The sequence below is a fragment of the Wolbachia endosymbiont of Ctenocephalides felis wCfeT genome, from assembly GCF_012277295.1.
GTDB lineage: Bacteria > Pseudomonadota > Alphaproteobacteria > Rickettsiales > Anaplasmataceae > Wolbachia.
This window is the reverse complement of record NZ_CP051156.1, coordinates 1,109,389-1,133,115: the sequence shown is the minus strand read 5'-3', so window position 1 is coordinate 1,133,115 and position 23,727 is coordinate 1,109,389. Positions and strand designations below refer to the sequence as shown.

21 protein-coding genes and 2 pseudogenes are annotated in these 23,727 nt (G+C 35.7%); 11 read left to right on the top strand and 12 right to left on the bottom strand.

Going from position 1 to position 23,727, the window contains the following annotated elements; genetic code table 11:
- The first annotated feature begins 96 nt into the window (after positions 1-96).
- On the top strand, positions 97-1,149 hold the full coding sequence (gene recA, locus HF197_RS05460; protein WP_168464558.1) for a recombinase RecA: 1,053 nt from the start codon (positions 97-99) through the stop codon (positions 1,147-1,149).
- On the opposite strand, the gene HF197_RS05455 is transcribed toward recA, so the two are convergent.
- Positions 1,146-3,218 carry an ankyrin repeat domain-containing protein gene (locus HF197_RS05455; RefSeq protein ID WP_168464557.1) on the bottom strand — a complete coding sequence of 691 codons (2,073 nt, stop codon included), beginning with the start codon at positions 3,216-3,218 and terminating at the stop codon, positions 1,146-1,148. The genes recA and HF197_RS05455 overlap by 4 nt on opposite strands.
- A gap of 420 nt (positions 3,219-3,638) precedes the next feature.
- On the opposite strand from HF197_RS05455, the gene HF197_RS05450 reads away from it, so the two are divergent.
- The 10 genes and pseudogenes from HF197_RS05450 to tnpC all read left to right on the top strand — a co-directional run bounded on the left by HF197_RS05450 (position 3,639) and on the right by tnpC (position 15,379).
- A complete protein-coding gene (locus tag HF197_RS05450; protein WP_168464556.1) occupies positions 3,639-4,163 on the top strand; it encodes a hypothetical protein in 525 nt (174 codons plus the stop codon).
- Positions 4,164-4,269: 106 nt separating this feature from the next.
- On the top strand, positions 4,270-5,454 hold the full coding sequence (locus tag HF197_RS05445; RefSeq protein ID WP_168464555.1) for a dicarboxylate/amino acid:cation symporter: 1,185 nt from the start codon (positions 4,270-4,272) through the stop codon (positions 5,452-5,454).
- An 8-nt stretch (positions 5,455-5,462) separates the two neighbouring features.
- The gene (pyrE, locus tag HF197_RS05440) at positions 5,463-6,053 is read left to right on the top strand and encodes an orotate phosphoribosyltransferase (RefSeq protein ID WP_369800004.1); all 591 of its coding nucleotides are present in this window, start codon (positions 5,463-5,465) and stop codon (positions 6,051-6,053) included.
- 108 nt (positions 6,054-6,161) lie between these two features.
- On the top strand, positions 6,162-6,485 hold the full coding sequence (gene grxD, locus HF197_RS05435) for a Grx4 family monothiol glutaredoxin (protein WP_168464554.1): 324 nt from the start codon (positions 6,162-6,164) through the stop codon (positions 6,483-6,485).
- A gap of 66 nt (positions 6,486-6,551) precedes the next feature.
- Positions 6,552-10,025 carry an isoleucine--tRNA ligase gene (locus tag HF197_RS05430; RefSeq protein WP_218938886.1) on the top strand — a complete coding sequence of 1,158 codons (3,474 nt, stop codon included), beginning with the start codon at positions 6,552-6,554 and terminating at the stop codon, positions 10,023-10,025.
- 58 nt (positions 10,026-10,083) lie between these two features.
- Positions 10,084-10,872 (top strand): 4-hydroxy-tetrahydrodipicolinate reductase, encoded by a 789-nt coding sequence (dapB, locus tag HF197_RS05425; RefSeq protein ID WP_168464553.1) that lies wholly within the window; start codon positions 10,084-10,086, stop codon positions 10,870-10,872.
- Complete coding sequence (pstB, locus tag HF197_RS05420; RefSeq protein ID WP_168464552.1) at positions 10,869-11,627, top strand: phosphate ABC transporter ATP-binding protein PstB; 759 nt, start codon at positions 10,869-10,871, stop codon at positions 11,625-11,627. Before dapB ends, pstB begins: the two co-directional genes overlap by 4 nt.
- Before the next feature lie 109 nt (positions 11,628-11,736).
- The gene (murA, locus tag HF197_RS05415; RefSeq protein WP_168464551.1) at positions 11,737-13,005 is read left to right on the top strand and encodes a UDP-N-acetylglucosamine 1-carboxyvinyltransferase; all 1,269 of its coding nucleotides are present in this window, start codon (positions 11,737-11,739) and stop codon (positions 13,003-13,005) included.
- Between the two features lie 9 nt (positions 13,006-13,014).
- Positions 13,015-13,881 carry an FAD-dependent thymidylate synthase gene (gene thyX / locus HF197_RS05410; RefSeq protein WP_168464550.1) on the top strand — a complete coding sequence of 289 codons (867 nt, stop codon included), beginning with the start codon at positions 13,015-13,017 and terminating at the stop codon, positions 13,879-13,881.
- 137 nt (positions 13,882-14,018) lie between these two features.
- A pseudogene (gene tnpC / locus HF197_RS05405) lies at positions 14,019-15,379 on the top strand (IS66 family transposase).
- Here the strand turns inward: tnpC and HF197_RS05400 are convergent.
- From HF197_RS05400 to rpmH, 11 genes and pseudogenes are all read right to left on the bottom strand, one after another.
- The gene (locus tag HF197_RS05400) at positions 15,376-16,386 is read right to left on the bottom strand and encodes a hypothetical protein (RefSeq protein WP_168464549.1); all 1,011 of its coding nucleotides are present in this window, start codon (positions 16,384-16,386) and stop codon (positions 15,376-15,378) included. The pseudogene tnpC and the gene HF197_RS05400 overlap by 4 nt on opposite strands.
- Before the next feature lie 111 nt (positions 16,387-16,497).
- Positions 16,498-16,600: pseudogene (locus HF197_RS07600) on the bottom strand (IS5/IS1182 family transposase); the annotation flags it as partial.
- Between the two features lie 290 nt (positions 16,601-16,890).
- Positions 16,891-18,309 carry a transcription termination factor Rho gene (gene rho / locus HF197_RS05395; protein ID WP_168464548.1) on the bottom strand — a complete coding sequence of 473 codons (1,419 nt, stop codon included), beginning with the start codon at positions 18,307-18,309 and terminating at the stop codon, positions 16,891-16,893.
- 171 nt (positions 18,310-18,480) lie between these two features.
- Entirely contained in the window at positions 18,481-19,068 is a 588-nt protein-coding gene (locus HF197_RS05390; RefSeq protein WP_168464547.1) for a cell cycle transcriptional regulator TrcR, read from the bottom strand.
- 86 nt (positions 19,069-19,154) lie between these two features.
- Complete coding sequence (trhO, locus tag HF197_RS05385; protein WP_168464546.1) at positions 19,155-19,970, bottom strand: oxygen-dependent tRNA uridine(34) hydroxylase TrhO; 816 nt, start codon at positions 19,968-19,970, stop codon at positions 19,155-19,157.
- Between the two features lie 47 nt (positions 19,971-20,017).
- A complete protein-coding gene (locus HF197_RS07575; RefSeq protein WP_256359332.1) occupies positions 20,018-20,143 on the bottom strand; it encodes a hypothetical protein in 126 nt (41 codons plus the stop codon).
- Between the two features lie 29 nt (positions 20,144-20,172).
- A complete protein-coding gene (gene ltrA / locus HF197_RS05380; RefSeq protein ID WP_168464545.1) occupies positions 20,173-21,654 on the bottom strand; it encodes a group II intron reverse transcriptase/maturase in 1,482 nt (493 codons plus the stop codon).
- A 647-nt stretch (positions 21,655-22,301) separates the two neighbouring features.
- Positions 22,302-22,820: a demethoxyubiquinone hydroxylase family protein gene (locus tag HF197_RS05375; RefSeq protein ID WP_168464544.1), complete on the bottom strand. Its 519-nt coding sequence runs from the start codon at positions 22,818-22,820 to the stop codon at positions 22,302-22,304.
- A 91-nt stretch (positions 22,821-22,911) separates the two neighbouring features.
- On the bottom strand, positions 22,912-23,148 hold the full coding sequence (locus HF197_RS05370; RefSeq protein WP_168464543.1) for a hypothetical protein: 237 nt from the start codon (positions 23,146-23,148) through the stop codon (positions 22,912-22,914).
- Positions 23,149-23,238: 90 nt separating this feature from the next.
- Positions 23,239-23,607 carry a ribonuclease P protein component gene (gene rnpA, locus HF197_RS05365; protein WP_168464542.1) on the bottom strand — a complete coding sequence of 123 codons (369 nt, stop codon included), beginning with the start codon at positions 23,605-23,607 and terminating at the stop codon, positions 23,239-23,241.
- Entirely contained in the window at positions 23,582-23,716 is a 135-nt protein-coding gene (gene rpmH / locus HF197_RS05360) for a 50S ribosomal protein L34 (RefSeq protein ID WP_168464541.1), read from the bottom strand. The genes rnpA and rpmH overlap by 26 nt, the downstream gene beginning before the upstream one ends.
- Positions 23,717-23,727: the final 11 nt, after the last annotated feature.

Here is a 23,727-nt window from a genome sequence, read left to right as displayed (position 1 = left end):
TGTTTATCTCTTTCATAGGGCTTCTCCAAGAAAAAACCTTGGCAGGTTATTTGCGTTCGGTTACCATAGAAGATTGTATGAACTTGTAAACGAACCATGACAGACGAAAGAAGTAGTGATAGGCAGAAAGCACTGGACAATGCAATAAGTCAAATTGAAAAAGCGTTTGGCAAAGGTGCTATAATGAAATTAAAGCAAAATCCTGTGGAGAAGATAGATACAATATCTACAGGATCAATCGCACTTGATTCAGCTCTTGGTGTTGGAGGATTACCAAAGGGACGTATAATTGAAATTTTTGGCCCTGAAAGCTCAGGAAAAACTACTCTTGCTTTGCATGTAATTGCTGAGGCGCAGAAAAAAGGTGGATCATGCGCGTTCATTGATGCGGAGCATGCGCTGGATGTAATATATGCTCGTAAACTTGGAGTGAATACTGATGATTTAGTGATTTCACAACCAGATACTGGAGAGCAAGCGTTACATATCGTTGAGTATTTAGTGTGTTCTGGAGCTGTTGATGTGATAGTTGTTGACTCTGTTGCAGCACTCACTCCAAGGGCTGAAATAGAAGGAGATATGGGTGATCAACACATGGGTCTTCAAGCAAGACTCTTAAGTCATGGGCTCCGTAAATTGACCTCTGCTGTTTCAAAGGCAAACTGCATATTGATATTTATTAACCAAATCCGTATGAAAATAGGTGTAGTGTATGGAAATCCAGAAACAACGACTGGTGGAAATGCATTGAAATTTTACACTTCTATCAGGCTTGATATCAGAAAAGTTGGTGCAATAAAAGATAAGGAAAATATCACAGGAAATGAGACAAGAGTGAAAGTGGTAAAAAATAAAGTTGCGCCTCCATTTAGAGAGGCAAAATTTGACATAATGTATAATGAAGGTATATCAAAGCTTGGAGAAATAATAGATATGGGAGCAAAGCTTGGTGTGCTTGAAAAAGCTGGTGCTTATTATTCGTACAAAAATACACGTCTTGGGCAGGGAAGAGAAAATGTCAAAAGTTACTTAAAAACAAATAAAGAAGTTGCAGACGAGATAGAAACAAAAATCAGGGATTTACTGCTAACAAATGGTATGACCATTGATGATGAAAGCGAGCAGCTTTTAGAAGAAGCAGTATTTTAAAGGTTACTGACTTGTCTATTAGATTGCTGAGAGTTCGTAATCTGCCCAGAAGTTATTGATACACTGTTTAGTCCAGTTACAGGAGCATCATTAAACTCCAATTGTTCTGCTTTCTCCTCTGGATCATTAGCTAAGCGCTGATCCTTAGTTTCAATAGTTGGTTGAAACTTACTTTCATCTTTAGGTGAATCAGAAGAGGGTTTTTTGCTGAATCCCTTATGAACACCACATCCCAATAAAGTTAAAGCAAGACAAATCCCTGCAGCAGCTATTAGAGATATAGCTGCTATTGGTGAAATTGCGCCTTCAGCAAAAGCAATTATTGTTATTATAATAATGGTAATTGTAACAGCCGCCACTGCTGCAATGAAAGCTCTTCTACCTGGATCAATAAATCTTCCTATAGCTTTTACGGCGGATTTTGTTTTTTTTGCGACATATTTAACTCCAGACTTACACCCTTTAGCAACAGATTTGGCTCCAGATTTGCATGCCTTAGAAGCAGTTCTACAGCCGTATTTTTCTTCAAGTTTTTCTTTTAATCCTCTCGCTTCTTTTCGAGCGTTTGGTGGAGTTTCGGGGTAGTACTTTAAATTTCGCAAAGCAAAATAATATCGTTTAGTGTGAAATTGATTAAATTCATTTTTTGACTCCCTATCCTTTAATTCTAAAGAGTCAGGACTTGCACCACTTTCTAATAATTTTGCACAAAATTGTGTTGTATTATTATCAACTGCTTTTAAGTCAAAAAATGTTTCTTGTTTTAGGTATTCGATTTTTGGCTTCCTAGCCTTTGTTGTTAATGCGACTTGTAGCGGCGTATATCCCTCATTATTAACAGCATTTACAGCTTCATATAATTTATATTTAGGTATTTTATAGTTTAATACTCGGTCTAAATAATCAACTTTTTTATTTTTCTTGAGCAAAGCAATATAATGTAAAACATTATTACCTTCTTCATCTTGGGTGGTAATATCACAATCAATTTTTAAAAGATTAAAAAACCTATCTTTCTCTTTATTTCGAACTGCTGAATGTAATGGATAGCCATTGTCAATAATCTCTGCAATTTTAATTATTATTTTATCTTTTATTTTCTGATCTAATTCAGATTGCTTTATCGATTCAGATAATTTTTTTAAGAAGCCATAATAATATGTTGTTTGTTCTTTATTTAGGTCACATAATTGGTCTGGCAATAGTTTTAAACCAGTGTGATCTGCTCCATGTTGTAGTAACTTGGCAATGAATTTAAGGGTGTTATCGTTATCTCTAACTGTGTTAGATTTATGTTTTGTTTTTGATACTTTAGCAATTAACGCTACTTGCAGAGGAGTTTTTCCATCTTTTTGACTATTGATATACGATTCTAAGCTCTCCTGAGGTGTGTTCTGAATGACTTTATCTAAAAACTCGCACTTTTGTTTTCCACTTTGCCGAGCAATAGCATGTAAGTTATTAATGACTTCATTACTCTTTTGATCTTTTCTACTTGTAGAAGGGCCATCTTCAATATTATTAGAATGAAGCTCATCTTCTGAAGAGGATTCTAGCGAGTATGAATCCTCTTCAGAACAACTTTCGATACAACTTCCGATTCCGCTATCATCACTTTTGTCATGACTTTTTTCTTTAACGCGTGTGTTTATTTCTTTCTTAACAATATTATTAATTTGTTTAACAATGTTGGCGACCTTCTCTTTTTTTTCTTGTGAAATATATTTTGATTTCTGCACTATTTTGTTTAAGCGCTTTAAAAACTCTAAGTAGTATTCTTTTTGTTTTTTAGATAATGCGTTAAAATCTTCTTTAAATAGCACTAGCCGGTGAGGGTGAGCACCGTTTTTCAATAGTTCTTTACAGCGTTCAATAGCTCCACACTTGAAAGTCATTGGCTCATGACTATTTTTACTTACCTTGTTTTTTACGGCATCATATAACTCTTGATTTCTTTCACCTGGCAATAGTTGCTCTGCTATTCTTCTATACTTACTGGCAGGTACATTTTGTTTACTTTTGGAGGGCGGTAGTAGTATTCTCCTTATAAGTGTAAATAATGCTATCATATTAAACCTCAATATTAAAGCCATTTATCTGCAAAGTTGCATTTATCGATATATTTCTAGTTAAAATTAAAATACACCAACTAACAGTTGAGCCTAATGATTAATTTTCTATTAATCGGAGTAGTACAATAGTGCCGCTAAGTTAATAGCGGCACACTGGATTGCAGATGAAAGCTAAACCTCATCAAAATAAAGATAGAAATACAAGGAATTACAATCTACTGGAAAATACTTTGACATAGTTAAACCTCACTTTAACAATTGTCTAACATTTTAAACGTTTTATCTTAAGAAATGATAAATATTAACACTCTTCCTCAGTGTGCCTGTTGCAACTTCACTGTTGCTACGAGCAATTAATCAATTGATTTTTAACTATTTTTGATATAATAATAGTTAGTAATTTACAATTAAAGATTTATGGGTCCAAATATTTCAGAATGGCAATCGATGCAACAACACCAAGAATCTGGTGGTGAGAAAAGCGGCTTCGGCCTTGGTCATGGAGATTTTGCTGCAACGATTGTAGATGGTATGAAGTGGCTGTTTAATGTTCATGAAGGGTCAATTGCTGCTTTTAATAACGTATTTGAAGGTTTAGTAAGTTGTAGCAGTTTAGTATCATTATTTGGATTGAGTAAACCAGATAATATGTTTGGCATAAAAATGTTTGATGCTTCTGGTATTGCAGAATATCTTTCACGTTATGCCGGAGAAGGCGGGGAAGCGCCACCAGAAGATGGTATGCAGCATGAAGGTGCGCAGGGTGGAGGCATGGAAGGACCTGACCCGAATGACTATCCTCATGCTAATAATGCGATGGCTCATGATGCGGAAGGTTTACATGACATGCATAACGAAGGCAATTATAGAGGTCAATCTTTCTCACCTGGCCCTACACCTGGTCATGATCAAGGTCACGATTATGGTCATGACCTTGGTTGATCAAAGCAGAATATTCTTATTCATAAGATCTGGTTTAAATCTGTAAAATTATTTCTCTGTTTCAAGATTAGTCGTATAATGTTGCTTTATACGTTGTGTATTTCACATGAATAAGTTAGCTATATTTTGCGCTGTAATATGTGCGATCATTGCGTATTATTTAGCTAATGATATTATATTTGAAATAGCAAAGTTATTTAGTGATATATTTATCAGTCTGTTAAAATTGATAAGTTTACCATTGGTGTTTTTATCTATAGTATCCACAATTTCTGGGCTGAAAGATTCAATTGAAATCAAAGTTTTAGTCAAAAAAACGCTATTCTATACACTGCTTACAACCATTATTGCTGCGTTTGTTGCATTATCCTTTTATTTACTAATCGATCCAGTAAGAAAAAATTTTATAGGCAATACGATAGAAAGTGTAAATGAGAATGGTCACAATTACTTCTCGTATTTAAAATCACTTATACCTTCAAATTTCGTGCAAGTTTTTCTCGAGAATAATATAATTGGTAGCATATTAATTGCTTTTTTAATGGGTGGGTCTGTTATCTCGCTCTCAAGGGAAAAGCAGGATATACTGCATCAAGTGTTCTCTGCACTTTTTGATGCATTACTTAAAATTGCTCAAGGATTGTTGAAGTTTATTCCACTTGCTGTGTGGTCATTTATAACGTGCTTTTTACACGAGCTAAAAGGTGGAAGTGAGTTATATAGTCTTATATGGTATTTTGCTTGTATAATGTCTGCAAATCTCGTGCAGGCAATTTTTATTTTGCCATTACTTATGTGGTACAAGGGTATATCGCCAATTCAGACGCTAAAGGGGGCAATGCCAGCATTGACACTCGCATTCTTTTCAAAATCATCCAGTGCAACTCTGCCAACCACTATAGATTGTGTGCAAAATAAGCTCAAAGTGCCAAAGAAGTTGTCATCATTTATTTTGCCAATATGCACAACAATTAATATGAACGCATGTGCTGCGTTTATACTGGTTACAGTGATGTTTGTTTCAGAAATGAATGGGTACACTTTTTCTCTGAGTGAAATGTTTATATGGATCTTTTTGGCTACAGGAGCTGCAATTGGTAATGCTGGAGTGCCGATGGGGTGCTATTTTATGGCAACTAGCTACCTAGTATCGATGAATGTGCCATTGCATATTATGGGGCTAATTTTGCCTATTTATACAATCATTGATATGTTTGAAACTGCAATAAATGTTTGGTCTGATGTTTGCGTAACTCAGATAATTAATAAAGAATGTGATAGTGAAACTTAATTAAAATAATGTTAGAAGAAAGTCATCCAATAATAAAAGAATTTAAAGAAGCGGGAGCAATACTAGAGGGGCATTTTGTTCTATCATCTGGCTTGCATAGCGATACATACATACAATGTGCCAAAATCTTTGAAGATCCAAGCAGGGCTATGAAAGTTTGTAAATTACTAGCAAATAAAATAAAAAAAGAGCTAAATACTCCTATAGATTTAATACTCTCTCCTGCAATTGGTGGAATAATTGTAGGCTATGAAATTGGTAGGCAGCTTAGAGTAAAGACAATGTTTTGCGAGCGTGTTAATGGTGAATTTGAATTACGCCGTGGATTTAAAATTAAACAAGGCGATAAGATACTACTTATTGAAGATGTGATAACTACAGGAAAATCATCGCTTGAAGCAGTAAAATGTGCAGAAGGTATGGGGGGTAAGGTCATTGCGGAAGCTTCTTTGATAAAGAGGAGCAGTGAAACGAAATTACCTTTTCCCGTGATATCTTTGGTTGAACTCAATATTGAAAATTATAGTGAAAAAGAAATTCCTAGTGAGCTAAAACAATTACCTATAACTAAGCCAGGAAGCAGGGAATATTTGCTATAACTTTAATTTGTAAGCCTATATTGCAAGAAAAAGATTCGATTGCACATACAAGAGTTTTAGGTAATAATTAGGTATTATAATTTAAAAGAACGCGTTCTATTAAAGTTTATGAGTGATTTTGAACAAATAAAAAAAGATATAGCAGAAAATGACGTAGTGTTATATATGAAAGGCACTTCTGACTTTCCTCAATGTGGATTCTCTGGGCTTGTGGTATCAATTCTTAAAAAATTAAATGTAAAATTTAAAGATATCAATGTACTGGAAAATGATGAAATACGTGAATCTATAAAGAAATTTTCTGATTGGCCAACAATTCCACAATTATACATAAAAGAAGAATTCATCGGTGGTTGTGATATAACTAGAGAAATGTATGAAAAAGGTGAGTTGCAAAGCTTATTAAGAGACAAAAAGATTATTGCCAAGTAAGCTAGTTTGAAATTCTTAAGGAAGTTCTATATGCTTTAACAGTGAATATTAGGTTATCTAGTGAGTATGAAACCAAAGCCAAAACATTACCTTGATACAAGTAGCAGTCCTAATTTTGCTTCAATTGAAAAGGAAACAATAAAATTGTGGCAGGAAAATAAAGTTTTTGAGCAATCAGTGGAAGGACGTTCTAAGGATAATTGCTTTGTATTTTATGATGGCCCTCCATTTGCAAATGGATTGCCACATTATGGACATTTACTTACTGGCTTTATAAAAGATGCATTTGCAAGATATCAAACCATGCTTCAAAAAAGAGTTGAACGCAGATTTGGTTGGGATTGCCATGGATTACCTGCTGAAATGGGAGCTGAAAAGGAGCTTGGAATATCTGGCAGAACTGAGATAGAGAAATTTGGCATTGATAAATTCAATAACCATTGCCGTACTTCAGTAATGAAATTTGCCTCAGAATGGGAAAAGTATGTAAATAGGCAGGCAAGATGGGTGGATTTCCACAATGACTATAAAACTATGGATAAGTCATTCATGGAGTCAGTTATGTGGGCATTTAAACAGCTACATGATAAGGGTTTGATGTATGAATCGGTGCGAGTTGTTCCTTATAGCTGGGCATGTGAGACTCCTTTATCCAACTTTGAAACGAGGCTGGATAACGCTTATAGAGAAAAGACTAGTAAGGCGGTAACAGTTGCATTTGAGCTTCTGGAAAAGCCAAAGCAGTTTAAAGATCAAAAATGTAAATTACTTGCCTGGACTACAACTCCTTGGACATTACCTAGTAATCTGGTTTTGGCGATAGGGAGAGATATTAAATATTGCGCAGTGTCAGTAAGTAATAAGTCTTTTACAAAATCCTCTGTCATCCCAGTGCTTGACACTGGGATCCAGGAAGAAAGTACATGGATTCCAGCGTCACGCGCTGGAATTACAATAGATGGTGCTGAAATGACAGAAAATAGTGAAATCTATATCTTCGCTGAAAGTTATCTAGAAAAATTCGTTAGTCATTGTAAACAAAATAAGATTCAGTATGAAGAATGCAATATTGAACTTACTGCAGATGATCTTGCGGGACTTTCTTACAAGCCACTGTTTGATTATTTTAAAGGTACGAAAAATGCATTTCGTGTGCTTATTGCTGACTATGTAACGGAAGAAGATGGAACTGGTATTGTGCACACCGCTCCTGGGTTTGGTGAAGAGGATTTTAACCTCTGCCAAGGCTATGATATTCCAGCTATTTGTCCAATCGATAACGGTGGTAGATTTACTGCTGAAGTTGCAGATTTTGCAGGCATTCACGTTTTTGATACAAATGATACGATAATAAAGAAGCTAAAAGAGCAGGGAAGTTGGTTTAAAACTGAACAATATATTCACAATTATCCACACTGTTGGCGTACTGATACTCCTTTAATCTACCGTACTATGCCTTCTTGGTACGTTGCTGTGACAAAATTCAAAGATAGGATGATGGATCTCAATAAAAAAGTTAATTGGATCCCAGGTCATATCAGGGATGGTCAGTTTGGAAAATGGCTTGAAGGTGCGCATGATTGGTCAATTTCACGTAATCGTTTCTGGGGTACGCCAATACCTGTGTGGAAGTCAGATGATACAAGATATCCAAGAGTTGATGTATATGGTTCAATAGAAGAGCTGGAAAAAGACTTTAATATTAAAGTAGAAGATTTACATAGGCCATTTATCGACACTTTAACAAGACCTAATCCTGATGACCCAACTGGAAAATCAACTATGCGTCGTGTGCCTGATGTGTTTGATTGCTGGTTTGAGTCCGGTTCGATGCCATTTGCACAAGTTCATTACCCGTTTGAAAATAATGAGTGGTTCGAGAACAATTTTCCCGCAGACTTTATCACTGAATATATAGCACAAACCAGAGGGTGGTTTTATACGTTATTTGTATTGTCTACAGCTCTTTTTGATAGTGAGCCGTTTAAAAATTGCATATGCCATGGTGTTGTTTTGGATGTAAAAGGACAAAAGCTATCAAAACGCCTGAACAATTATGCAGATCCCATGGAAGTTTTTGATCAATATGGTTCTGATGCATTGCGTTTTCTCATGCTCTCTGGCTCTATTGTTTGTGGTGGTAACCTGTTGCTTGATAAAGAAGGAAATTCAATACGAGATGTACTCAGAAATGTGATAAAGCCTATTTGGAATAGCTATCACTTTTTTACTATGTACGCAAATGCAGATGGAATAAAAGCTGAGGTTTGTAAGGATTATAAGAGCACTATTGATCGCTATATGATAGCTAAGTGTTCTGAAGCTGTGCAAAAAATTCATACATCCATGAATAACTATAATTCGCAAGAGGCTTGTAAAGTTCTGGTGGATTTTTTTGAAGTGCTGAATAACTGGTATATTCGCCGCAGTCGTGAACGTTTTTGGAAAGAAGAACTTGATAAAGATAAAACTGATGCTTATAACGTGTTGTATACAGTTTTTTACCATATCCTAAGAGCTGCTGCTCCTTTACTACCAATCATAACAGAGGCTATATGGCAGGGGCTGAAGTATCAAGAAGCTTCAGTTCATCTGGCAGACTTTCCACAATTGGAAGAGTTTGATGGCGAGCTTACTACAAAAATGGATTTGATAAGAGAAATATGCAATTCTGCTCTGTCTATTAGAAATACTTACAATATACGTATCAGGCAGCCGCTGAGCAGCATGACGATTTATCATAAGTCTTCTTGTGATTTTCTTGAGGGTGAATATCAAGAAATGATAAAAGACGAAGTTAACGTAAAAGAATTAAAAGTAGTTAGCGAATTGAAGGAAGTTGCTTCACTGGAGTTAAAATTAAATTTTTCTCAGCTTGGAAAAAGAATTCCAAACAAGATCAAAGGTTTAATTCAATATGTTAAGCAGGGAAAATGGAGGCAAATTGAAGAAACTCACTCCGATGTCATCCCAGTGCGTGACACTGGGATCCAGCAGGCTTTGCCTGCAAATAAACCTGAAACCCTACGTCGGCATGGCAAGGGTGAACGCAAGATGGATTCCAGTGTCACGCACTGGAATGACACCATCTCTGAGACAAATACTTCAAAGCCTTCAGGAGTGATAAAAAATTTGATACTTGTGGGAGATGAATCAGAGAACTACATTATAGAAAAAAATGAGTATGATCTGTTGTTAAAAGCGAATAGCGAGTTTTCTTCTGTATTTGATAATAACAGAGGAATTGTAATACTCAATACTGCTTTGAATGATGAGTTAATTTTAGAAGGGCTTGCACGGGACATTGTCAGGCTTATTCAAGAGACCAGAAAACAAGCAGATTTTCATATATCTGACCGTATTAAAGTGATTGTGAAAACAGAAGATGAAAAGATTAAGGAAGCAATAAATAAATGGAGCGAATACATGAAAGAGCAGACTTTATCGCTTGAAATTGGAGCAGATATGCACGCTGGAGAAAATAGTGACTATTCCAGTGATTATGAAGATGTTTCTATATGTGTAAGTAGAGTAGCGTGAATTTTCACCAGAATTTGAGAGGAGAATCAGCAGATAAAAGATCTAACAAAAGAAATTTATGAAGATCAAAGTTGGAGTAGTGGGTTGCTTAGGTAGAATGGGTAAAGCAACACTTGCTGAATTGATTGGGAATACAAAAACGGAAATTGTAGGTGCTGTTACACGTTCAAGCAGCCAGTATATAGGTTCTGACATTGGGTTGATTGTAGGTCATAATTCTAATGTAGGGGTTAAGGTTACGAGCTCTATTTATGAGATATGTAAATTATCTGACGTTATAATAGATTTTACAACCAGAGAATGTGTGTTAGACTGCCTTAAGACAGCCATGAAATTAAAAAAACCTCTGGTCAGTGGTACAACTGGAATAGATGATATCAATTTAAGTGAATATGCTGCTAAAGCTCCGATCTTGTGGTCAGCAAATATGAGCGTTGGAGTTAATATATTACTAAAATTAGTAAAAAAAGCTGCTGAACTTTTAGGAAATGAATATGATGTTGAAATTTGGGAAATGCATCACAGTTTAAAAAAGGACTCACCATCTGGGACAGCTTTAGAGCTTGGTAAAACCATTGCTAGTACTTTAAAGGTGGATTTTCAAGTTAATCAGTATTTGGATCATAATATTAGACAAAAAGGAAAAATAGGCTTTGCAGTATCTCGTGGGGGTGGAGTAATAGGAGATCATAGTGTGATGTTTATTAATTCTGATGAGCGGGTAGAGTTAAATCACAAGGCAATAGATCGTAAAGCATTTGCAAGAGGGGCTGTTCAAGCAGCGATATGGTTATATGAAAATAAAAGAGAAGTTCCGGGGCTCTATTCGATGCAGGATGTGATATGAATGAAATACATGCTTCTGTGAAAAATTTGAATCTTTGGTATGGCTCTAAGCAAGTTTTGTTTGATATAGATTTAGATATTTACAAGAGAAAGATTAATACTTTCATCGGGCCATCTGGGTGCGGTAAATCAACACTTTTGCGCTGCTTTAATCGTATGAACGACTACGTGCATGGGTGCAAAACTACTGGTGAATTGGATGTTGATGGACTGGGTAATATATACTCGCGCAATATGGATGTGGTGCTGCTAAGAGCAAAGGTTGGTATGGTATTTCAAAAACCAAATCCTTTTCCAAAGTCTATATATGATAATGTTGCTTATGGGCCAAAGCTTCATGGCATGGCAAAAGATAAACAAAAATTAAGGGAAATAGTCGAAAATAGCTTAACAAAGGTCGGTTTATTGGAAGAGCTGAAGGATAGGTTGCAAGACAGTGCACTGGATTTGTCAGGTGGCCAACAACAGCGGTTATGTATTGCTCGTGCAATAGCAATAAAACCTACCATTTTGTTGATAGATGAGCCATGCTCTGCCCTTGATCCGGTGGCAACCAGTGCAATTGAAAATCTTATACAAGAGTTAAAATCAAGATTTACTATAATTATGGTAACTCATTCAATGAAACAGGCGAGAAAGTTATCTGATAGTGTAGTTTTTTTTCATAGTGGCAAAATTATTGAATCTGGAAGTACTGAAGAAATATTTAACAATGCTCGGTCTCCTTTAACACAGGAATATATACTAGATCATTAAACTATACTGCTCAGCGTATAAAAAGTGAGATAGGAATTTTATACTTTAAATATTTTGCTTTTGATCGCTAGTTTATTATACTTGCTTAACAAGACTCCACTTAAGTTAAATGCATAAAATATTAGTCAAGTGCAATCATAATCCGCTTATTGGAAGAATTCAGATTAATGGCTCAAAAAATGCTGTTTTACCTATAATGGCGGCAAGTTTGTTAAGTAATTCTCCTGTAACTTTATATAATGCACCTGACTTGATTGATGTGCATCTAATGTCTAAGTTGCTTGAAGATCTTGGGGCAAAGGTAAACTTTGTATATAATAAAAACTACAAGGCAAATCATATTTTAGAAATCGATTGCAGTTCTGTTAGTAATCACGTGATGTCATTTGAGGTTGTAAGTAAATTGCGAGCTTCTCTTGTAATGCTGGGTCCAATGCTAAGCAGATTCGGCAAAGTGAAAACAACACTTCCTGGAGGGTGTAATATAGGTAAACGTCCTATTGATGCACACGTTAGCGCATTAGAAACAATGGGGGCTGAAATTGAAATCGATGGTAATAATATAACCGCAGCAGCAAAGGGAAAATTAAAGGGAAAAAAAATAATATTTGAAAAAGTAAGTGTTGGTGCAACAGAAAATATAATAATGGCAGCAACGCTAGCTGATGGGGTGACAATAATAGAAAATTCTGCAATAGAACCTGAAGTTCTTGATTTAGTAAGGTTTTTAAAGAAGATGGGTGCCAAGATTGAAATTGAAGATACAAGGATAACAATAACAGGAGTCGAAGTATTAAGTGGATGTTGTCACACAATCATACCTGATCGTATAGAAGCTGGTACATATGCACTTGCTGCTATAGTTACGGATGGTAAGTTAGAATTGGAAGGAATAAATTTGTCCGATATAGGATGTATTGCAAATGAATTGCAGTATATGGATGCTAGCGTTGAGTCACGTAATAGTAGCCTTGTCATTTCAAGGAGGAATTGCTCGATAAAGCCCATACAAGTTGCAACAAATCCATATCCTAACTTCCCCAGTGATATGCAACCTCAGCTAATGTCTGCAATGTCCATTGCCGATGGGGTATCTGTTATTGAAGAAAATATCTTTGAAAGTAGATTTACACATGTAACTGAGCTAAAAAAGCTAGGAGCTAGAATAAGTATAGAAGAAAATATAGCTACTATCAGTGGAGTAAAAAGCTTGTCTCATGCTAATTTGTATGCTACTGACCTCAGATCAACAGCGGCTTTAATTATTGCTTCTTTGGTAGCCGGTGGAGAGACTATAATAAATAACGCACATCATTTGTGTAGAGGATATGAAGCAATGCTTGAAAAACTTAACTCGTGTGGAGCTATTTTGTCTTGAGGATATTTTATGGATAATGAATATTACACAACTAAACGTGTTACAGTAAAGGAGATAGATGATCTTTTATATGAAGAACATAAAGTGCTAGATCATGGATTTATTCGAGTAATAGATTACATGGGTTCTGATAATAGCATAGTTCAAGCTGCTCGTGTTTCTTATGGCATAGGAATAAAACAGGTAAGTCAAGATAAAGCTCTTATCAAGTATCTAATGAGGCATCATCATACAACTCCTTTTGAAATGTGTGAGATTAAGTTTCACGTGAAACTTCCAATTTTTGTTGCAAGACAATGGATAAGGCATAGGACAGCAAATGTAAATGAGTATTCAGCAAGGTATTCAATTCTTGATCATGAATTTTACATACCAAAGCCAGAGCAAGTTGCAAAGCAGTCTGATAATAATAAACAAGGTAGTGGTGAAGCTTTTGATACACACATTTCGCAGGAAATAATAGATTCTTTAACGAAAGATTCTAATTTAGTCTATTCTCATTATGAAAAGTTTATTGAACAAGGGCTTGCAAGAGAGATTGCTCGAACTAATCTAACACTTAATTACTATACACAATTTTACTGGAAAATAGATTTGCACAATCTCCTCCATTTCTTAAAACTTAGAGCTGACAAACACGCTCAATACGAAATTAGAGTTTATGCGGAAGTTATGTTGGATATAGTTAAAAAGTGGGTTCCTCTAGCTTACAATGCTTTTGTTGAATATTGTTTAGGGTCAGTCAGTATTTCAAGAACAGGTTTGGAAATTATTCGTAAATTGATTGATGGAGAAAATGTTACTAGAGAAGAAAGTAATATTGGTAAAAGAGAATGGGATGAGATGATGTGTACACTTAAGAAGACTGGAAGATAATTTATTTAAGAGAAAGCCAATTCTCTTAAATAAATTGATTTCAAAAGAAGTTTTAAGCGTATCCATTCAGCCGGGCGGTAAAATAAAGAGTAGACAAGGAATGCTAAAAAGGTAAACTAGAGTGGCTGTGAGGTAATATGGTTGATCTTTTAGAATTTTGCGAAAGTTTAAGCAGACTATAGAAAAGTTAGAAACAAAAATAGAAGAGCTTAAAGCAGAAAATAAAGCGCTAAGGATCGAAAACGCTGAGTTAAAAGAAAGGCTTGGCTTAAATTCAAAAAATTCATCTATACCAAGCTCCAAAGAATTATATAAGATGAGGGAAAATAAGCCAAAAAGTGACAGGAAAGTAGGAGCACAGGTTGGACATAAAGGCAGTTACCGCCCTAAAATGGAGGCAGATGAGATGGTAAAAATAGAACTGCCCAATACGTGTGAGTGCGGAGGAGAAATTGCGGTATCAAAAGATCCGTATACTCATCAAAAGGTCGATTTGCCGGAAATCAAGCCGTATGTAGTTGAATATCAACTAGAGCATGGACGTTGCAAAAGATGTGGAAAAAGAAAAAGTAGCAAGCTACAAGAAGGAGTAACTGCGGACACATTTGGTCCAAGAGTTAAGTCAGTAATTACAGCATTAAGTGGATTTTACAAGAATTCGAAAAAAGAAGTGGCAAATATTATAAAGGACATTTTCAACCTGGATATCAGCGTCGGTAGTGTATCAAATAGCGAGGCTAGAGTGGCAGAAAAATGCCAAGAAGCATATGAGCAAATTGAGGAAGAGGTAAGCAAGAGCAAAATTTTACATATCGATGAAACTAGCCATTACAACAAAGGTAAACAGGGCTGGTGCTGGATGTTTGCGAGCAAAATAGGAAGTGTGATCAAATTGACAGAGTCAAGAGGGATGAAAGTCCTGGAAAATAGTAAATTTGGAAAGAATAACAACCTAGTAGTGACCGACAGATATGCAGCTTACAACTACTTTTCCAGCAAGAAAAGGCAGGTCTGTTGGGCACATTTAGCAAGAGATTTTGAAAGGTTGTCTCATAGTTGGAATAGCGAAGTGAAAGTTTTGGGGTATTATTTAAGGAATGTTGCTACTGAATTATTTGCATTGAAAAAAGCTCTGTTAAAGGATGAAATAGACACATTAAGGTTCATAAGAAGAGCAAGAAAATTACGCAAGCGAACGAGATATTACTTAAAGAATATATCAAATTTACCCGAGGCAATTGGAGCGTCTCGAGTAGCAAAAAATATCATGAAATCGGATCTGATGATGTGGAAATTTTTGGACGATCCAGAAAATATTCCACTGACAAACAACTATGCTGAGCGACAGATTCGGCATTACGTTGTTTACCGAAAAGTTTCATATTTTACACAATCGAAACGGGGAAATATGTTTCTTGAGAGGATAATTTCATTGTACTTGACTTGGAGGCAAAAGAAGTTAAATCCTTTTCAAAACCTACTGGCTATTGCTTCTTAAGCCATACCCCTGAATGGATACGTAGATTTAAGACTGTTCCGCACAACTCCAATACCAGAAACATCAGACCGCAGTCCAGTGAACCGTGAAACTTTGTTGCGAAATTCCTCCTTTTTCTCATGTGTAGAGGAGGAATGATCCTTAATATCTTGTGCTAATGCGGTATAAGCGGTAACTTTATCTATACTCTCAATTGCTCTAATAGCATCTTCATTTTCTTCGTAAATAGCAAGAGCTAGTGGTGACATATGAAGAAAATTATTATCTGCTTCACTATGACGATTGGCATCCACTCCTTTTTCTTCCCAGCGCATTTGTTTAGAAAGAACACCTTTAGTAATCTGAAGTTTTTTAGCTATATTAAGTAGTATAGCAACATTATTCCCATTCTTTTCACTATGTCTAACAGCACTGTGTAATAGTGTATTGTTCCAACAGTATTGAGCAGCAAGAGCTTTATTTATATTCTCTTTAGATTGACCATTTAGTATTGGTGAAATGTCTATTCCGCATTGTATTGCTTTTCGCAATTGTGAGCACAACCCTTCTCCATTTGCTAATATCTTCTTAACTTCTTTTGAATCCATTTTTCCAATTTCTTCTTCAGCTTTTTTCACATTTTGATTATCTTTATCACAACATTTTTTAGTTTTTCCTAGCACAAAATGAACTAAACCAAGATTAGATCCAGCAAGGCTTTGGTTACTCACTAAATAATCAAGAGGCATTTTTTCACCGCTATCCTTTGCGGTAAGTATATCCTTTAAAGCTTCAAATTTCTCTAATTCTTTTTCAAATTTCTCTAATTTTTCTATTATACACTTAACAATATCATAATCTACAGCTGTAGTACTATCAAAGAGCATGTGCAATAGTGTTTTACCACTTTCATCTTCTGCAAGAAGCACTGTTTTTAGATCTTCGGCAGTAACATCTTTTAATGCAGCATTAAGATCAGATAAGTTTTTTACGTTCTTTATTAGAGTAAAGATTGTTTTGCCTCTCATTTAAACATTTAAGCATCATAGTTTTTAATAATTATATAATTATTATATAAATTTTTAAAACTTTTGTCAACAAATTACTTGACCTTTACAATTATGTTGAATCTCATGTTATATTTCTTCTAAAATCTTTAAAATTCTCTCTGGTGTCATGGTTCTATCTTTTGTAATTGTGATTTTTTTTTACTAGAAGCGGCTCCATTTTCTTGAGTAATCGACCTTTTGATGAATATACATATCACCTCACAGCCACTCTAGTGTACTTTTTTAGCATTCCTTATCTATTTACTTTTTACCGCTGCCCTGAACGGATACAAATACACCTTACAGTTTTACTTTCAGAGTTAAAACAATAGACTTTTTTCTAAACTCAATTTCTGATGGCAATTTCGGCGTCAAAGATTGCTTGCGCTCCTCAAATACGCTCAAGTTATTCTATGGTGCTCATCTTCTCTTCTCCTAGAATTTTCTCATCATAAATAGGTTTTGAAAGAAGTCTAATGTCGTTTACTTTGCATCATTCATAGAATTGAAAAAGTCTGCATTACTCTTTGTTAAAAGCAATTTATCACGCAAGAATTCCATCGCTTCAACAGATCCCATAGTATTAAGTATCCTACGTAGCACCCATATTTTATTTAGTATAGCTTTATCAATTAGCAACTCTTCTTTTCTTGTTCCAGATTTTGTAATGTCAATAGCTGGGAATATACGTTTATCAGCAAGCTTCCTGTCAAGTATAATCTCAGCATTACCTGTACCTTTAAACTCTTCAAAAATTACTTCATCCATTTTTGAGCCTGTATCTACAAGAGCGGTAGCAATAATTGTTAAAGAGCCACCGTTTTCTATATTACGAGCTGCTCCAAAAAAGCGCTTAGGTCTTTGTAGTGCGTTTGAATCGACGCCTCCAGTTAATACTTTTCCAGATGAAGGAATCACTGCATTATAAGCACGTGCAAGACGGGTGATAGAGTCAAGCAAAATAACCACATCTTTCTTATTTTCAACCATTCTCTTGGCTTTTTCTATAGCTATTTCAGCAACTTGAATATGACGATAAGCTGGCTCATCAAACGTAGAGCTTATCACCTCACCCTTGACAGAACGCCTCATATCTGTTACTTCTTCAGGTCTTTCATCTATCAATAATACTATTAACTCTATTTCAGGGTGGTTTATAGCTATAGAATGAGCTATTTGTTGGAGCAACATTGTTTTCCCCGTACGTGGTGGAGCAACAATTAATGCTCTTTGTCCTTTTCCAAGTGGTACGGTTATGTCAACAGCACGCATACTTATATTCTTTTTGTCACTGTTACTGCTATCCTCGAGAATTAATCTTACATCAGGATAAAGTGGAATTAAGTGATCAAAATGAGCGTACTTTCTGAGTTCATTTATTTCAGTGCAGTTTATACTATGTACCTTAGTTAAAGTGAAATACCTCTCCTTATCACTAGGTGGCCTTATCTCTCCACATACTATATCCCCTGTACGTAAATTGAATTTTTTTATTTGCCCGTTAGAAATATAAACATCATCAGTACTTGGTGCATAATTTGCGCTTGCCGAACGTAAAAAACCAAAACCGTCAGGTAATATTTCTACAACCCCACTTCCCGTAGTAATTCCTCCTTCCTCACTTATTTTCTTCATTAAGCTAAATATGATTTCATGCTTCAGCATGCCACCATTACCTTTGCCATTAGTTGAGATCTTTCTCTCTTCAGCTAGTGCTAACAATTCCTCTGCTCCTTTCCCTTTCAGTTCACTTAAGTCTAGAGTTTTTTTGCTTTCCTCAGCACTTTCATTTACTTCTTGTTCTGTCATACTATTGTTGGGAATTTTTTCATTTTCTTTTGTCGATTCTAGTTTAGCTTGAACACTTTCTCTTGCTAAAACACCTTCATTGATTGTTGTCATAGTCCTCCAAAAATTTTAATTGATGCCTGCTAACCTAAAATGCAACTATAAGACAATAAATTAGGCTGAGCTAGTTTCTAGGAAGCATCAAGCTAAGTTGTCCATAAACTTGACACTTAACTGTATTGTACTAACAAATAAAAACAAGTCAAGCTAATTCAACAAGAAATTTTAATAACTATCTTTTATATTTCTCAATCTTTCCTGCTTCTCTTCTTCTACCTTTGCTTTTTCTACTTCTGTGTCTAGACTTTCTTGGCTACATAAACGTAAAAGCACTGGATCTTGAGGTTTTATGTTTTGCATATTATGGTGAGTTCCATTTCTCACTTGCTCCACTGTATAATTTGTTGTGCTAATCAATTTAGCTATAACATTGTTATCCAGGCTAGGAAATTTTTTTATTAAATAGTAAATAGCATCAGGCTTATCTCTACGTCTTGCCATGGAAACGAGACCGAGAGCATTGCCAATTACCTTGCTCCTTTTTTTTATGTTTTTTACAATTAAACTTGGTACCTTATTAGGGTTATTGTGACAATTATCAATATCGTCGTCACTCATTATCCCAGGAACAGGGTTGTAGTTCTCAACCTCTATTTCCCCATCAGCTATACCTTGAACTTCCTCGAGGGTTAATCTACAGCACTGTGCTATTTGATCAAAAGTTAGAGATGTATTATCTACCAACCAACCGGCAATTTGCATAAGGAATTGCTTATTTTTATCATTGTTGTTTTTAGAAGATTTCATTAACATTAAAAGACTATCTCCCTTATTATAAATATTTTCACAGAATTTAGAATATAAACCATTAAAATTAAAAAAGCATTAATTTTCCTATACTAGTTATTTTTTGTTTTGCAGTTAGAGCAAATCACTTGACCGCGTGGGACTGATTTTAGATCGTCTGTTGAGACCTGACTTGAGCAAAATATACATTTTATCCTGTCACTTGGAATAAGAGAATTATCAACAGCGACTCTATCATCAAAAACAAAGCACTCTCCTGTCCAATTGTCATTTTTGTTATTAGTCTTTTCAAGATAAGCAAGAATACCGCCTTTTAGGTGGTAAACGTGATTAAATCCAATATTTTTCATATATGCTGTAGACTTCTCGCATCTAACTCCGCCAGTGCAATACATAGCTAACTTTAGATCTTTACTCTCGGAAAATGATTCTGCCCACTGAGGAAAGTCACGAAAACACAGAGTATTTGGGTTGATTGCATTTTTAAACTTACCTAACTTTACTTCGTACTCATTTCTTGTGTCTATCACTAAAACGTCAGGCTGAGACGTGAAATTATCCCAATGTTCTGGCTCAACATATTGACCACGAAGGGAAATATCAAGATCTCTTACACCAAGGTTCACAATCTCTCTCTTTAGCCTCACTTTCATCTTGCTGAAAGGTTGATATTCTGCTGCACTTTCTTTCCACATGATATCTTTTAATCTATGATCAGAACGCAGAAAATCAAATATTTTATCTATTGTGTCTCTTTTACCCGATACAGTTGCATTAATGCCTTCCTCTGCGAGAAGTATAGTACCCTTTAATCCTTCAGCATCACACGCAGCCTTGATTTCATCTTTCATATCATAATAATTAGAAAGCTCTACAAAATGATAAAAGGTTGCAATAACAAAGCTCATAATTATTATTTGTAATTGAGATATGGAACGAGTAAGGATTCAATGGACTAAGATACCTGCCCATTGAACCCTCCTCTAGGAACCGTACGTGAAAGTTTTCCCTCATACGGCTCGAGCCACCTTAAGTCCTTTTGATGAGAACCGGCTACAATTTTCTTCGAACTTTTGGACATATCAAATCCCTTCTTAGAGCTAACGTTAATCATATTACACCATTTCTGCAAAGAGAAAAGTTTTTTGATTGACGTTCTTTAAAGTAAGCATACCACTCTTTATCATAGGGGTTAGCTACTGCTCTAACTTTCTTATGGCGTCGAATTGATACACTTGTCGCCTGGAAAAGTTCTTTCCATTTGTTTGTATCTTTATCCTTAGTCAAAGCCGCAAAACACCATTTTCTGGTTTCTATGACTTTGAAGTACTTCCTTTTGATCCAGCGTTTACCTTTGTTAGGATGTCTGCGCTTTGACCATTGCCATAAGGCTTTAAAAATCTCATGGTCAACTTTCTCGTAAGCTTTTCTTGCACATATCCCACGATGATAATAGGCCCAACCTCGAATATGAGGTGAGAGGACTTCAATTACCTTTTCTTGGGTTTGTGCACCACTCTTACGAACCAAGCACCGAACGCTTTTCAGTAGCCTGCTTATGCTTTTTACTGAAGGTTTGATGATTAATTTCGTTCTGTACTTACGCGCTGTCTGACCTAGAAAATCAAACCCATGTTTTATATGTGTGATCTTAGTTTTTCCTGCTGATAAGGTTAACCCCCTATAACCTAAGAAAACCTCTACTAGCCGTTTGACTTTAGTTTCAAGAATTTCTTTCGATTTTCCAGTTACTATAAAATCATCGGCATAGCGGATCAGGTGCACACCACTTGCCTTGCGTTTCTTTGTCCCTTTCTTACCAAAGTGTTTAATGAAAACATCTTCAAGACCGTCTAGGGTTAGATTAGCAAGTACAGGAGATATAATTCCACCTTGTGGAGTTCCTGCTATTGTGGAATGGAACATTTGTTTCTCTATAAACCCAGATTTTAACCACTTCTTGAGAATACCTTTTTCTATTGGAATTGTACTTTCTAGCCAGTGATGGTCTATTTCATCGAAACATTTCTTAATATCTGCCTCTAAAATCCATTGTGGAGCGTCATGTCTAGCCAAAGTTAGAAAAACCTGGCTTACCGCATCGGCCGCTGAGCGATGTTTTCTAAACCCATATGAGTGTATATCTCCTATTGTTTCTGCAACAGGGTCAAGTCCCATTAGGTATAAGGCTTGCATAGCTCTGTCTTTTATCGTTGGGATACTAAGGGGTCGTTTGCCGCCTGTGGGCTTAGGGATATTAATCCGTTTCAAAGGTTGAGGACTATATCCATGTTGCCTTAGGTTTTTAATTCCCTGAGATTTAGCTGAAGGTGTTTGCCACAACTGACGATCGACACCAGATGTGTATTTTCCTTTATTCGAAGTCACGCGTTTAACTGCTAATGCTTTAGCACTAAAACTACGTGTGAGGAGACGTTGTAAAGCTTTCACTTTATTCCATCTACCATCTTTTGTTGCCTGAACAATACGAGATTGTAGCCTTTTTGTATTTTTCTTGCACCGAGACCAGTTAATCTGGTTCCAGTGCTCGGCAGTACCGAAAGGTGCACTTACAATTTTACCTGTAACCATCTGCTTTCCTCTCTTTAAAGGTTTTACAAACAATCTTGTCCAAGATGACCATTGTGGACGTCAGTTCCCTTTCGAGCCAGGTAACGTTTAAACCTGTATCACATCCATTACAGATGAGCATTCACTTTTTCCACACTCCCAATCCCACATACCCATCAGTCTTTCTCGCGATCAACCTTACTAAGTATCAAGATACCCAGAGATATATGGGGTTTCCGTGTTCCACTTATTAAACAACGTACGGGTTAGGATCGATCTACTACACCGGTAGCTTTCGTGTTTGCGTATCAGATACGTTCAGTCTGACAACCAGCTACATACCTTTTGGTTCAAGCCTGTCAGTGTCTTTGGCTTGTTCGACTTAACGATGCTTATAATCGTTCACTTACATTATCCATACCATACAACCCTAGCACCCGTGCCATATTGACACTCACAGCATTGTCCTCTCTTCGCAGATCAAACTTCTCCTTTTCAGGCGGGCACGTTGTCCTAGACGCTTTGCACAAGACATTACTGTACTTGTACAGCCTAGTAGGGTACGAGTAGCAAAACACTCGGTTTAGTCAGGGTGACCTGCTAAACAATTTAATAAGCGACTTTTCACGTCGCACATACATAAAATCGTTTAACAGATCAATAATCAGTTAAATTAGTTTAGATAGGTAAATAGCGACTTTGCAGCCTGTTTTGATAAATAAAGACAGGGCACTATAACAAGGTGCATTTTCTGCATCGTGCTCAATTGCAATATTCCTATGTTCTAACTCTTCGTCACGAAATTTACTTACAGTGTCTTTTAATTCTCCATCTTCCAGATGTGAAACTTGCTCCTTATAATGTTCTCCTATAACCTCTTCAACTGCAGCAGTGCAAGCCATAGCAGCTTTTTTTCCCATCACTGCTGTTGCAACACCAAGCGACACTCCTAAAACACGCCAAATTGGCATCAAAAAAGTAGGGCGCACATTATATTCCTTGATTTTTTCGTCAAAGTAATGGAAATGCTTTTTTTCCTGTTCTTCCATTTCAATGATTTCGTTAATTATAGATGATTTTTTAAGAATTAGTTTTTGACCTGAATAAATGCAAATGGCTCCATATTCTCCAGCATGATTTACTCTTATTGCTTGATGCAGAAAATTTCCTTTTACTTTTTCGATCAACTACTTCTCCACTTGTTTTACCTACTGTAACATACAAATTCAGCCCAGAAAAGTATACAATAAAATTATAGATATTTATTAAATCGTATGATTAAATAGGCAAGTCGTTTTTTTTCTTACCATCTCCTACCTTTACTATCTCTTCTACTTCTATTGCGCTTGAATTTGGTTTTGACTCTGGTGTTTCTCTTGTTAAAAATTGGCCCTGCTTAAATGCTTCTCCCCAACCTATACTATTAGGGTTACGATTACCAAGTTCTGTGCATCTATAAGGATCAACTATTTTGCTACTTGTATTAGGATTGCTGTCGTCTCTGCTCTCTACCATTAAGCACCTACACCTATTAATTAATTTTAAAAATTTTACTTATATTATCATAAATAATATAGGTGTAAACACCTTAATTTAAGTTTTTTCTTATTTTATCTTTTTTATGCAAGTAATTAGATCTTTTTGTAAATTTTGATAGCTTGCTTGCATAATATCTTTACCAGCAAGTATTATATAATAGTATCCTACACTATTTATATTTAAAATACTAGACTTGGCAAGAGTACATAATTGTCTTTTTATTTTATTTCTTTTTGTTGCCTTCCCTATTTTTTTGCTGATAGCAAAACCTGTTCTAACAACATGAGTATATTTTTGAGGCTCTCTCTCCTTTATCACGTATAGCGATATGTAAAGACCGCGATAAAAAAAATTATTGGATGCTAGCTTGTTTTTAAAAGCAAAGGAAAAATCTTTTTTTTTATGCCTATCATGCGCATAACTTAGCGCATCCAAGTGATCGACGTCTATTTAGAATTTTTCTTCCAGCTCTTGTTGACATACGCGAACGAAAACCATGCCTGCGCTTTCTTATCAAATTTTTTGGTTGAAATGTCCTCTTCATTGTTTTTATAT

Coding starts and splice junctions, on each gene's coding strand:
- recA (WP_168464558.1), top strand. CDS start 97: ATGACAGACGAAAGAAGTAGTGATAGGCAGAAAGCACTGGACAATGCA.
- HF197_RS05455 (WP_168464557.1), bottom strand. CDS start 3,218: ATGATAGCATTATTTACACTTATAAGGAGAATACTACTACCGCCCTCC.
- HF197_RS05450 (WP_168464556.1), top strand. CDS start 3,639: ATGGGTCCAAATATTTCAGAATGGCAATCGATGCAACAACACCAAGAA.
- HF197_RS05445 (WP_168464555.1), top strand. CDS start 4,270: ATGAATAAGTTAGCTATATTTTGCGCTGTAATATGTGCGATCATTGCG.
- pyrE (WP_369800004.1), top strand. CDS start 5,463: ATGTTAGAAGAAAGTCATCCAATAATAAAAGAATTTAAAGAAGCGGGA.
- grxD (WP_168464554.1), top strand. CDS start 6,162: ATGAGTGATTTTGAACAAATAAAAAAAGATATAGCAGAAAATGACGTA.
- HF197_RS05430 (WP_218938886.1), top strand. CDS start 6,552: ATGAAACCAAAGCCAAAACATTACCTTGATACAAGTAGCAGTCCTAAT.
- dapB (WP_168464553.1), top strand. CDS start 10,084: ATGAAGATCAAAGTTGGAGTAGTGGGTTGCTTAGGTAGAATGGGTAAA.
- pstB (WP_168464552.1), top strand. CDS start 10,869: ATGAATGAAATACATGCTTCTGTGAAAAATTTGAATCTTTGGTATGGC.
- murA (WP_168464551.1), top strand. CDS start 11,737: ATGCATAAAATATTAGTCAAGTGCAATCATAATCCGCTTATTGGAAGA.
- thyX (WP_168464550.1), top strand. CDS start 13,015: ATGGATAATGAATATTACACAACTAAACGTGTTACAGTAAAGGAGATA.
- HF197_RS05400 (WP_168464549.1), bottom strand. CDS start 16,386: ATGAGAGGCAAAACAATCTTTACTCTAATAAAGAACGTAAAAAACTTA.
- rho (WP_168464548.1), bottom strand. CDS start 18,309: ATGACAACAATCAATGAAGGTGTTTTAGCAAGAGAAAGTGTTCAAGCT.
- HF197_RS05390 (WP_168464547.1), bottom strand. CDS start 19,068: ATGTTAATGAAATCTTCTAAAAACAACAATGATAAAAATAAGCAATTC.
- trhO (WP_168464546.1), bottom strand. CDS start 19,970: ATGAGCTTTGTTATTGCAACCTTTTATCATTTTGTAGAGCTTTCTAAT.
- HF197_RS07575 (WP_256359332.1), bottom strand. CDS start 20,143: ATGTCCAAAAGTTCGAAGAAAATTGTAGCCGGTTCTCATCAAAAGGAC.
- ltrA (WP_168464545.1), bottom strand. CDS start 21,654: ATGGTTACAGGTAAAATTGTAAGTGCACCTTTCGGTACTGCCGAGCAC.
- HF197_RS05370 (WP_168464543.1), bottom strand. CDS start 23,148: ATGGTAGAGAGCAGAGACGACAGCAATCCTAATACAAGTAGCAAAATA.
- rpmH (WP_168464541.1), bottom strand. CDS start 23,716: ATGAAGAGGACATTTCAACCAAAAAATTTGATAAGAAAGCGCAGGCAT.